An 11,346-nucleotide genomic window follows, 5' to 3' on the forward strand; every position below is an offset into this window, starting at 1 on the left:
TGGCGTAACATCGTGCGTCTTTTTATGCAAGCGACCATTGCCGAGCGCGGTCACCCGACCCGCTACAGTCCTTGCAGGCTCTCGCGGGTCAGCTCTTCGCCGCAGTGTGAGCAGGTCAGAACTGGGGTGATGATATGACCGCACGTCTTGTGCCGGATATGTTCGGGCGGGCCTTCAGGGCCGCTCATCCAGCGGGCACCCCAGCGCACCAGTTCCAGCACCAGCGGGAACAGGTCGAGGCCCTTTTCCGTCAACCGGTACTCATAACGGGCAGGGCTTTCCTGATAGAGCTGCTGCTCCAGTATCCCCAGCGAGACGAGGCGGTTGAGGCGTTCTGACAGGATGTTGGTGGCCACGCCCAGATACTGCTGGAAGTCGCTGAAGCGGCGGTGGCCGTAAAACGCGGCGGCGATCACGTGCGAGATCCAGCGGTCGCCCAGAACCTCGACCGAGCGTTCGATCATGGCCGAGGTGCCGTTGTGGCCCTCTACGATAGAGCGTCGCTGGGCGCGAGCCTTGGGCGCGGGCTCCTTGCCATAGCCGGGCCCCGGTTCACCGACCGTTTCACGCGCGATCAGTTCCTGCCGGCAGTGGTTGCAGCGGCATTCGGGGATGAAGTCGTGACCGCACGAGTGTTTGATGTTGTGGGCGCGGACCTTGGGATCATAGTACCAGCGCTTTTCCCAGCGGATGATCATCATGCTGGGACCAAACAGGTCGCGGCCCATGTCGGTCAGCAGATACTCATAGCGAGGCGGGCGCTCGCAATACTGGCTGCGGACCAGCACGCCTGCGGTCTCCAGACGGCGCAGGCGGTCGGTCAGCAGACTGCGGGCAATGCCGATCCGTGACTGGAAATCCTCAAATCGGGTGGTGCCGACAAAGGCCTGACTGGAAATCATCAGTATCCAGCGGTCGCCCATCAGGTTCAGGGCACGGGCCGCTGAACTGGCATCGATCAGGCGGTGGGTGTCCTCGGCCTCTTTCGAGGTTTTGGCGGTCGAATCTACTGAGGTCATGGATCCCTTCAGGCGCTGCCCGTTGATGACCCTCATAGGGGCAACTGTCTAAGTCAAGAAAAGGCTGGGCGAGTCAAGAAAAGGGCGGGCCGTCTCCGACCCGCCCCGAAAGTTTCATGGGTAAGTTTCAGGGAGTTATTTAGTAACGCACGCCCAGACGGACACCGAAAGTACGTGGTGCGCCGAACAGCGAAACCTCGTCACCTGCGAACGGGATCACGCTAATGCGGTACAGTTCGTCGGTGATATTGCGGCCCCACAGGGTCAGGCTCCAGCGACCATCCTGCGAGGCGACACCGATACGTCCGTTAAGCTGGCCATAGCCGTCTTCGCGGTTGGTGTTTTCCGGCCCCCAGTACATCTGGTCCTGATAGGAGTAGTTGGCCGAGGCGATGAAGCTGAGCTTGTCGTTGATCGGATAATCGACGTCGGCCGCCACAGTGTACTGGTATTCCGGCGTGCGCTGGATGCGGTGGCCGTCATAGCTGATGCCGCGCAGCGGGTCGGTGTATTCCTGATATTCCGCGTCGATCAGCGAACCGGAGGCCGACAGGGTCAACCACGGGGTAACGCGGCCCTTCACTTCGAACTCGGCCCCCTGAATCAAGGCGTCGGCGGCGTTGGCCACGATCAGGGTCATCGACACGTCGTCCAGCAGTTCGACCTGCAGGTCTTCGAAGTCGGTGCGGAACAGGGCCAGATTGGTGCGCAGGCGACCGTTCAGCCAGTCAGCCTTCAGGCCCAGTTCCCAGCTGGTTGCGGTTTCCGGATCATAGGCTTTGTTTGCCGCAGCGGCATCGGGAGCGGCCCCTTGCCAGCCGCCGCCCTTATAGCCGGTGGAATAGGCACCATAGACGAGGATGTCGTCATTGGGTTTCCACTCCAGCGCCACGCGCGGGGTGAACTCGGACCAGTCTTGCGACGGAGTGATGTGATACTCTTCCAGCAGTGGAGCTGGAGAATACAGGTCGCCGTCCGGACCGAGGCTCAGGATCTCGGCGCGGCTGTCCAGCGACTTGTCGTCGGTGGTGTAGCGGCCGCCGACGGCCAGCGTCAGGTTCGGCATGATGTCGTATTCGATCTCGCCGAACACGCCGTAGCTGGTGGTTTCCGAAGAAGCGATATAGCGGTTGTCGCCATCCAGCGTATCGCGGGTGCTGCCCGGCCCGCCCGGAAGGAAGGAGTTGGCCGTGTTGCGCGACTGACGCTTCACATCTTCCTTCAGATAATAGACGCCGGTGGACCAGCGGAAGCGCTGTTCCGGATCGGATTGCAGGCGTAGTTCCTGCGTCAGGCCGGTGTAGTCTTCGTACTGGGTCAGGGTGGAGTCAGTGATCGACGGCGGAGAGCCGACGCCGGCTTGGGTCCAGCGGATATTGCCTTCACCGTTCCGCAGACCGGCCAGATAAATCAGGCTGAGATTGCCGATGTCCCATTCAAAACGAGCCGTCAGACCCGAGGTCTCGCGGTTGGCGTACTGCTCATACGGCGAATAATTGGTGCGCGGATCGTCCGAGATGTTCGGCGTGATGAAACCGAAGCCCGGTGCATTCGGATCATCCACCGCGTGGCGGGCCGAGCCGCCCGAATCCGACTTGCTGGCATCTGCCGTCAGGGTCAGCCGCATAGTGTCGCTGATGTCCCACAGCAGGGTGCCGCGAATGGCGGTGGACTCAAGGTCCTCCATCTCTTCGTCGCGCACCACGTTATGGGCATAGCCGTCGTGTTGCTCGTGATTGATGGCGATACGCGCCGATACCTTGTCGCTGATCGGGCCAGAGACAAAACCTTCGGCCAGAAGGCTGGAGTAGTTGCCGATGGCCAGAGAGGCACCGGCGTCAAACTCTTGCGTGGGCTTGGCGGTGATCATGTTGATCGCGCCGCCGACGACGTTCTTGCCGAAGATGGTGCCTTGCGGGCCGCGCAGGACCTCGATGCGTTCCAGATCGAAGATCGGCGGTGTAGCGGCACCGCGACGGCCGATGTAGATTTCGTCAAGGAAGGTGCCGATGGACGGATCGGCAGTGGCGCTGTTCAAGCGGACCGAGCCGACGCCACGGATAAACATTTCCGACTCAAGAGCATTCTGGGTCTGGAAGGTGAAGCTGGGCACCTGAGAGGCGACTTGCGAGATGTCGGTAATCAGCTGGGTGCGCAGTTCCTCGGCACCCATGGCCGACACGGCCAGCGGCACGTCCTGCATGGCTTCCTGACGGCGGCGGGCCGTCACGGTCACTTCTTCGATGGCGTAGGACTGCTCATTGGTCGGCACTTCCTGCGCCGAGGCCACGGCGGGCAGGCCGGCAGCGATTGCGATCGAGGCCACGCCGAGGCGCAGCCGCGTGGAAAGCGGCTTGTTCATTATGTGTCTCCTCCCTAAGCCAACTGGTGTTGGTCTTTTTATGCAAGCTATATGGAAGAAGGCACTTGTCAATCGACTTGTATAGAGATGAAATCAAGTCAGCGAGTTTTCGGAAATGATTACAACCCCGATTTCATCGCTTTCATAACCAGATGAATGATTTAGGGGAGGAGTACCACTTATGAGTGATAAGGACCAAAAGAGCCTGGCGGTGGCCCGCGAGATGGTTCAGGCCTGGAATGACCAGAACTGGGACAAGGTCGGCGAGCTGTTTGCGCCGGACGGTGTGCTGCACTCCATGATGCTGGATCCGATTGAGGGGCGTGAGGCTGTGGCCTCGCGAATCAAGGCTTTGGGCGCAGGTGTGTCTTGGATCGAGCTAGAGATCGAGCATATGGGCGTGATTGACGGTCGCGTCTACATGGAGCGCATGGACCGCTTTGTTTACAACGACCATCGCGGCAATGTGCCGGTCATGGGTGTGCTGGTCATCAATGACGATGGTCTGGTTCAGCTGTGGCGCGATTACTATGACCGCGCCCAGCTTCTTCGTGAAATGGGCGTAGACGACTTTACGCACTAAAACGATTACTGGAGCGGGTTTAGACCCGCTCCAGTACCATGGCGGCCCCGACGCCGACACCGCCTGTGGTGACAACCAGACCATGCTCGGCGTCTTTCACCTTCATGGCGTCCAACAGGGTGGTGAGCAGAATGGCACCGGATGCGCCCATGGGATGACCCATGCCGAGGTGGCCGCCCAGCACATTGACCTTGTCCCAGTCAGGCTGACGCGACTGGGCAAACATGACGGGCACGGCGGCAAACGATTCCATAAACTCGATGGCCCCCATATCCGACAGGCCAAGGCCCGCGCGAGCCAGCGCTGTGTCCATGGCCTGCAGGCCCGCAGTTAGCTGCAATACAGGGTCGCCTGACACATCGGCAAAGCTGCGGATGCGCGCGACCGGTTTCAGGCCATGGGCCTCTCCCGCCTCACGTGACCCGATCAAGGCCAGTCCGGCTCCGTCTGAAATGGGCGGGCAGTGGGCAATAGAGTGGATGTGTTCCACCGGTGCCAGATCGGGGTGGTGCTCGGCAGCAATGGCGTCAAAGCCGGCTTCGCCCATCTGGGCAAACACTGGCGGCATGATGGCCAGTTTGGACCCGTCGCCGAAATCCCGGATATTTTCATCGTGGGCGAGGGCCACGCTGCCATCGCCCGCCATCACCGGAATGACCCGATCGGCATAATGGCCCGCGGCCCAGGCTGCGGCTGCGCGGCGATGCGAGAGGAGGGTGATGTCGTCCAGAGCCTGACGCGAAATGCCGTGACGTGCCGCCAGCCAGTCGGCGGCCACCCCGACGGGCGTCCAGCCCATCCGGCGGGCCAGTGCCTGATCTTCGTAATAAGGGGCCTTGTCCTCAAGAAAGGGAATGCGGGACATCGATTCAACGCCGCCGCCAAGCGCCAGTCGCGCTTCGCCCGTGATGACGCGACGCGCGCCTTCGATAACGGCGCTCAGGCCGGAGACGCAGAAATTGTTCAGTGTGGCAGCCGCCATCGTGTCGGGCAGGCCCGCTTGAACACGTGTCGCCAGAGCCAAATGTCCGCCTTGATCTCCGACCTGTGTGACGGCACCCAAAGCCAGAGTTTCGGCGGCAACGACGGCATCGCCGTTGCGGGCTTTGAGCGCATCGACCAGCGTGATTACTAATTGAGCTGGGGCGATATCGTTCAGGCCTCCGCCCGGGCGACCCTTGCCGCGCGGCGTGCGTACGGCATCGAAAATAAATACCTCTGACATCATCCCCTCAATGTCCTGATTTCACCGTAAGTCTTATTGAGCAAGCTATCGAGTTTGATGGGGAGTGCAAGCGTCGAGAGGCGGTTCCGATAGCCAGCTCAAGGTCGCCGTATCGCTGTTCGATAAATAGATTAGCAAATCAATGTTCGGCGAACATAAGACTAAACGTTACAGCAATGACACAATACAAGGCAAAATCTCGCTGATTTTCCGAGTTAGGCAAAAATGTGCCTTTCAGCTTAGCGGCAAGCCCTTTAAGGCCGAATCTGTTCCAGTGTTCGCTGGTCCGTGGTGTGTGACCCTTGGGTGGTGAAAAATTCCAACACAACCGCAGGGGGAGTGCGATTTTTAGGAGGGGATCTCTTGAAGAAGGGATTTATGCGCGAAGCTTTGCTGGCTTCGACGATCATCGGGGGCGTGGCTCTGACGGGCCTGGCAGTGACCCCGGCAGTTGCTCAAACGGCTGAACAAGAAACCACCGAAGTCCAGTCCATCGTCGTGACCGGCTCGCGTATTCGCCAGCCGGGCTATGAGGCTTCGAGCCCGATTTCGTCGGTGGGGGCCGAAGAAATCTCGTTCAAGCAACCGGCTGCTGTTGAAGAGCTGGTCAAAGAACTGCCGGCATCGGTTCCGGCCGTCGGCACCGGCACCAACAACGGTTCGGGCGGCGGTGCAACCGTCAACCTGCGTGGTCTGGGTTCCAACCGTACGCTGGTTCTGATCAACGGCCGTCGCGTGGTGCCGTTCAACATGTCGGGTGTTGTCGACACCAACGTGATCCCGGTCGCCCTGGTTGACCGTATCGACGTGGTTTCGGGCGGTGCCTCGGCTGTGTACGGCGCTGACGCCGTGGCTGGTGTTGTGAACTTTGTTCTGAAGAACAATTTCGAAGGCATCGAACTGGCCACTTCGTACGGCCTGTCGGAAGAGAACGACGCCATCCGTCGCAAGGTCGACCTGACCCTGGGTGGCAACTTCGCTGAAGATCGCGGTAACGCCGTGGTCAGCTTCGGCTACACCAAGACCGATCCGCTGTATCAGGCCGACCGTCCGTGGGGCCTGGTGGCTCGCGACTCGAAGACCGGCAATCCGCTGGGTTCGGGCACCTCGGTTCCGGGCCGCTTCGGCACCAACCCGGTTGCAGGCGGTATCGCTCTGCCGCGGAACGCCGAGCTGAATCCGGCCACCGGCGCGCTGATCGGTGCTGATGACCCCGCCTACAACTCGGCTGGTTACAACTACAACCCGTTCAACTTCTACCAAACGCCTCTGAAGCGTTACCAGGTGAACGCTCTGGGTTCGTACCGCATCAATTCGGCGGCTGAAGTCTATTCGCAGGTGATGTTCGTCAACAGCGAGGTCCGTACGGCTCTGGCACCGTCGGGCACCTTCGCCAACACCTACGATGTGCCGATCGGCAATCCGTTCATTCCCGATGCCATGCGTCAGCAACTGTGCGACGCCCGCGGCATCAGCGCTGCGACCTGCGTTCCGGGCGCTGCTGGCAACACCATCGTTCCGCTGATGGTCAACCGCCGCTTCTCGGAGTGGGGTGATCGTCAATCGAGCTTCGAAAACAACACCTTCCAGATCACTGCTGGTGTCCGTGGCGACATCAACGAAAACTGGAACTACGACGTCTACGCCTCGCACGGCGAGACCGAGATGCTGTCGAACCGCATCAGCTGGGGTTCGCTGTCGAAGCTGCGCAACGCGCTGAACACTGTTTCGGCGACCGAGTGTCTGGCTCCGGGTGCTACCACGGCGATCGCCGGATGCGTGCCGATGAACGTGTTCGGTCCGGAAGGCTCGATCTCGCAAGAAGCCCTGAACTACATCGACCTGTCGTCGATGGTTAAGACCACCGTCGTGCAAGACGTGGCCTCGGCCTCGGTGTCGGGTTCGCTGCCGGAACAGTTCGCCAGCCCGTGGGCTGACCGTCCGATCGCTGCAGCGTTCGGTGTGGAATGGCGTCGTTCGTCGGCAGGCGTGAGCTCGGATGCTCCGGCTCAGCTCAACGGCGAAGTTCTGGGCACCGGTGCCCCGAGCCCGGACTCATTCGGCGAGTTCGAAATGCGTGAAGCCTTCGGTGAGCTGTCGGTGCCCGTCATCGCCAACATGCCGTTCGCCCACAGCGTGAACCTGGAACTGGGTTACCGCTACACCGAGTTCGAGGCCGGTGGCACCAAGAACGACTACGGCAGCTACAAGTTCGGTGGTGACTGGTCGCCGATCGAAGACCTGCGTATCCGTGCCATGTACCAACGCGCGACCCGTTCGCCGAACATCAGCGAACTGTTCAGCCCGGAAGTGACCGGTCTGGGCAACGCCGCTATCGATCCTTGCCAAGGCAACCTGATCAACGCTGCTGAGGCCAACACGGCTGGCACGCTGTCGAACCTGTGCCGCCTGACCGGCGTCATGCCGGGTGCGATCGGCTACGTCGCAGAGCCGAACTCCGGCCAGGTCAACACCCTGACCGGCGGTAATCTGGCCCTCGGCCCAGAAGAAGCCGACACGATCACCGTGGGTGCCGTGTGGCAGCCGGCTTTCGTTCCGAGCCTGCGTCTGAGCCTGGACTACTACGACATCAAGCTGGACAAGACGATCAGCCGCAACTCGATCGCGGACGTGATTGAAGGCTGCTACAGCGCCGATCTGAACCCGGGTCTGACCTTCAACGAGTTCTGCTCGCAGATCTTCCGTAACACGGCCAATGGCTCGCTGAACGGTGTTGAAGCCAAGGGCATCGCTCGTCCGTCGGCCAACCTCGGTCAAGAGCGCGTGTCGGGCTTCGACGTTGCCGCAAACTATCGCGTCAACCTGGACGACTACGGCTTCGAAAACGCTGGCCGTATCGACCTGAGCATGAACGGTAACTACGTTACCCGTAATGACTCGCAGCCGACCCCGAACGCTCTGAACCGCGACTGCGTGGGCTACTATTCGACCTCGTGCGGCGAACCCCGCATGAAGTATCGTCTGAACTCGCGCGCGACGTGGTCGAAGGACGACTACACCGTCTCGCTGGCCTGGCGTCACCTGGCTGACGTCGAAGTCGAGCCGATTTCGGGCACCTGGTACGCCCCGTACGCCAAGATCGGTTCGTACAACTACTTCGACCTGAGCGGCCGTTGGAACATCACCGACACCGTCCAAGTCACGGCAACCGTCGCCAACCTGTTCGACGAAGCGCCGCCGGAAGTGGGTTCGAGCATCGGTTCGACCTCGACCAACAACGGTAACACCTTCCCGCAAACCTACGATGTGGTGGGCCGTTACTATACCTTCGGTCTGCGCCTGCGCTTCTAATCGCAGTCTAGACTGAACGAAGAGGGGCGGAGGGCCATGGCCTTCCGCCCTTTTTTGTGGTCGATGCGCGAATTCCTCTAGTCAGTCCTGTTGAGCAAGTTACAGTGCAGGCGCTGTTCGAGGTGCCATATGCACCGCCAAGAGTGCGTTGCTCGAACCGCGCTTGAGGGGAGAGTGAGTATGAGCCAACAGGCCGAGGCCGCACCGAAAAAGGTCGGCGTATATCCCTATGTGGTCGTTCTGATCCTGGGGCTGGTTTACACCTTCAACTATCTGGACCGGCAGATTCTCGCCATTCTGGCCGAACCCATCAAGGCCGAGCTGAACTTGACCGACACCCAGATCGGCATGGTGTCGGGCCTGATGTTTGCGCTGTTCTATACGGTGTTCGGTATCCCCATCGCTTGGCTGGCTGACCGTAGCCACCGCGTCGGCATTGTGGCCGCGGCCTGTATGATGTGGAGCGTATTCTGCGGCCTATGCGGTCTGGCCCAGAACTATGTGCATCTGGTGCTGGCGCGGATCGGTGTCGGCATCGGCGAGGCCGGTGGCGCATCGCCGTCCATGTCTGTGATCTCTGACTATTTCCCGCCGCACAAGCGGGGCGGGGCCATTGGCCTGTTCTCGCTGGGCGTACCGCTGGGGGCGACGATTGGCGTAGCCTTCGGGGCGTGGGTGGCGGCCCACTATGGCTGGCGCCAGGCCTTTGTGGCCGTGGCCATCCCGGGTGTGGTGCTGAGCCTGTTGCTGCTGTTTATCGTGCGTGAGCCGAAGCGCGGTCGCTACGATCCGCCCGCCGAGGCGCAGGCCAAGCCCGCCTCTATCGCTGAATGCATCCGCACCTATGTGCGCACTCCAACCCTGTCGCTGCTGCTGCTGGCTGCGGGCACATACAGCTTTGTTTTCAACGCCTTTGCGGCGTGGGCTCCGGCACTCCTTCTGCGGGCCAAAGGCGCGAGCATGGCCGACATCAGCATGTGGTACAGCTTGGTGTTCGGCCTGGCCATGGCTGTGGGCATGTTCGGTAGCGGCTTTCTGGCCGACCGCTTTGCCCAGAAGAAACCCAGCGCCTATGCCATCCTTCCCGCGTGGGCCTTGGCCATCGGCGTGCCTTTCTTCATCGCAGGCGTGATGGCTCCATCGTGGCCTGTAGCACTGGGCCTTCTGGCGATCCCCATGGCCATGAACATGATGTTCGTCGCTCCCGGCTTTGCCATCTGTCAGAACGTGGCACCGGCCAATCAGCGCGCGACTATTTCGTCCATTCTGATGCTGGTGAATAATCTGGTCGGCATGGGTCTGGGCCCGTTGTTCGTCGGTGCGCTGAGCCAGTATTTCAGCAATGACATGGACAGCGGTGCGGCGCTGACCAAGGCCATGCTGTTCGTCGCGCCCTTTTATATTCCGGCCATCGGGGCGCTCATCCTCGTGGCGCGGGCGTTGGACAAGAGGCACAAGGCCTCTATGGCCTGAGGCTTGCTCTTGCATAGGTTTGTCCCGAAGCTGCGCGCGGGAGTAGGGCGCGGCGGATTCGCTGCGCCAGCGTAGAGGGACGAACCTATGAGCGATGCCGCGCCGACGCCGGTCAAGGCCGGATGGATCCGCCGATACTGGCTGGACGTACCCTTGTGGCGTCGCATTCTTATCGGCTTGGTGCTCGGCATTATCGTCGGTCTGTTGCTCAAGGAACGGGCCGCCGATCTGAAATGGATCGGCGACATATTCGTTCGTCTCATCCGTATGCTGGTGGTGCCGCTGATCTTTGTGACCGTGGCAGGGGGCGTAGCCTCCATGGGCGATCCGGCCAGACTGGGACGGATCGGCGGGCGCACCATGATCCTCTATTTCAGCTTGATGGTTGTAGGCTCTGCGGTGGGGCTGAGCGTCGGCAGTCTGATCCGGCCCGGCGATGGCGTGGATCTTAGCGGCGTGGTGCCCCAGACCATGGGCGAAGCCAAACCGCTGGGGCAGGCGCTGATGGAGATCATCCCGCTCAATCCCATTGCGGCATTGGCGGCGGGCGAAACCCTGTCAGTCATCTTCTTTGCCGTTCTGGTGGGCATGGGTCTGCTGTTCGTGGGCGAGGAAGGCAAGCCGCTAAAAGCGGTCATCCAGTCGGCATCCTCGGTCATGCTGAAACTGGTCTACTTCGTCATGGAGGTGGCTCCGTTCGGCGTGTTCGCCCTGATTGCGTGGGTCGTGGGCACCAGCGGACCGGCAGCATTCATCAACATCTTTAAACTGGCCATCTGTGTGGTGATTGGCTGCGCCATTCAGACGCTGCTCATCCATGGCGGGCTGATAAAGCTGCTGGCGCGCCTGCCGGTGCGGCCATTCTTTCGCGACATCGGCGATGCGGTGATGGTGGCGCTGTCGACCTCTTCGTCGTCGGCGACACTGCCGGTGGCCATGCGGGTGGCACAGCGCAATCTGGGGGTCAGCCCCGCTGTGGCCTCGACCGTTCTGCCGCTGGGCGTGACGCTTAGCATGGATGGCACGGCGCTGTATGTCGGCCTGCTGGCGACGTTTTCGGCGCAGGTGTTCGGCGTGGACCTACAGTTGGTGGACTATCTGGCCATCATGGCGGTGACGACTCTGGTGGCGCTGGGCACGGCACCGGTGCCATCGGCCTCGCTGTTCCTGTTGGCGGCGGTGCTGTCGGTGATCGGGCTGGGGCCGGAGCAGACAGCCCTGATCGTCGGCTTTATCCTGCCGTTCGACCGTCCTTTGGACATGCTGCGCACTGTGCCAAACTGTACGTCGGACCTGTCTGTCTGTGTGGTCGTCGCCCAATGGGAAGGCGATCTGGACATGGACAGCTATCTGGCAGCGCCGGTGGAGTGAC

7 protein-coding genes are annotated in these 11,346 nt (G+C 61.2%); 4 read left to right on the forward strand and 3 right to left on the reverse strand.

Going from position 1 to position 11,346, the window contains the following annotated elements:
• Nucleotides 1-62 precede the first annotated feature (62 nt).
• Both B3B04_RS14275 and B3B04_RS14280 read right to left on the reverse strand, forming a co-directional pair.
• Nucleotides 63-1,019: a winged helix-turn-helix transcriptional regulator gene (locus B3B04_RS14275; protein WP_292043834.1), complete on the reverse strand. Its 957-nt coding sequence runs from the start codon at nucleotides 1,017-1,019 to the stop codon at nucleotides 63-65.
• 139 nt (nucleotides 1,020-1,158) lie between these two features.
• On the reverse strand, nucleotides 1,159-3,381 hold the full coding sequence (locus tag B3B04_RS14280) for a TonB-dependent receptor (protein WP_292043835.1): 2,223 nt from the start codon (nucleotides 3,379-3,381) through the stop codon (nucleotides 1,159-1,161).
• 181 nt (nucleotides 3,382-3,562) lie between these two features.
• Here B3B04_RS14280 and B3B04_RS14285 point away from each other — a divergent pair, with 181 nt between their 5' ends.
• The gene (locus tag B3B04_RS14285) at nucleotides 3,563-3,964 is read left to right on the forward strand and encodes a nuclear transport factor 2 family protein (protein WP_292043837.1); all 402 of its coding nucleotides are present in this window, start codon (nucleotides 3,563-3,565) and stop codon (nucleotides 3,962-3,964) included.
• Nucleotides 3,965-3,983: 19 nt separating this feature from the next.
• On the opposite strand, the gene B3B04_RS14290 is transcribed toward B3B04_RS14285, so the two are convergent.
• Nucleotides 3,984-5,189 carry an acetyl-CoA C-acyltransferase gene (locus B3B04_RS14290; protein WP_292043838.1) on the reverse strand — a complete coding sequence of 402 codons (1,206 nt, stop codon included), beginning with the start codon at nucleotides 5,187-5,189 and terminating at the stop codon, nucleotides 3,984-3,986.
• 378 nt (nucleotides 5,190-5,567) lie between these two features.
• On the opposite strand from B3B04_RS14290, the gene B3B04_RS14295 reads away from it, so the two are divergent.
• From B3B04_RS14295 to B3B04_RS14305, 3 genes are all read left to right on the forward strand, one after another.
• Nucleotides 5,568-8,501 carry a TonB-dependent receptor plug domain-containing protein gene (locus B3B04_RS14295; protein WP_292043840.1) on the forward strand — a complete coding sequence of 978 codons (2,934 nt, stop codon included), beginning with the start codon at nucleotides 5,568-5,570 and terminating at the stop codon, nucleotides 8,499-8,501.
• Between the two features lie 180 nt (nucleotides 8,502-8,681).
• Nucleotides 8,682-9,974, forward strand: coding sequence for a spinster family MFS transporter (locus tag B3B04_RS14300; RefSeq protein WP_292043841.1), 1,293 nt, complete (start codon nucleotides 8,682-8,684; stop codon nucleotides 9,972-9,974).
• Nucleotides 9,975-10,061: 87 nt separating this feature from the next.
• Nucleotides 10,062-11,345 carry a dicarboxylate/amino acid:cation symporter gene (locus B3B04_RS14305; protein WP_292043843.1) on the forward strand — a complete coding sequence of 428 codons (1,284 nt, stop codon included), beginning with the start codon at nucleotides 10,062-10,064 and terminating at the stop codon, nucleotides 11,343-11,345.
• Nucleotide 11,346: the final 1 nt, after the last annotated feature.

Source organism: Brevundimonas sp. UBA5713, from assembly GCF_002419815.1.
Classification (GTDB): Bacteria; Pseudomonadota; Alphaproteobacteria; order Caulobacterales; family Caulobacteraceae; genus Brevundimonas.

Excerpts from the sequence above, each read along its gene's own strand:
- B3B04_RS14290 (WP_292043838.1), bottom strand. The coding sequence starts at position 5,189 with ATGTCAGAGGTATTTATTTTCGATGCCGTACGCACGCCGCGCGGCAAG.
- B3B04_RS14305 (WP_292043843.1), top strand. The coding sequence starts at position 10,062 with ATGAGCGATGCCGCGCCGACGCCGGTCAAGGCCGGATGGATCCGCCGA.
- B3B04_RS14275 (WP_292043834.1), bottom strand. The coding sequence starts at position 1,019 with ATGACCTCAGTAGATTCGACCGCCAAAACCTCGAAAGAGGCCGAGGAC.
- B3B04_RS14295 (WP_292043840.1), top strand. The coding sequence starts at position 5,568 with ATGCGCGAAGCTTTGCTGGCTTCGACGATCATCGGGGGCGTGGCTCTG.
- B3B04_RS14300 (WP_292043841.1), top strand. The coding sequence starts at position 8,682 with ATGAGCCAACAGGCCGAGGCCGCACCGAAAAAGGTCGGCGTATATCCC.
- B3B04_RS14285 (WP_292043837.1), top strand. The coding sequence starts at position 3,563 with ATGAGTGATAAGGACCAAAAGAGCCTGGCGGTGGCCCGCGAGATGGTT.
- B3B04_RS14280 (WP_292043835.1), bottom strand. The coding sequence starts at position 3,381 with ATGAACAAGCCGCTTTCCACGCGGCTGCGCCTCGGCGTGGCCTCGATC.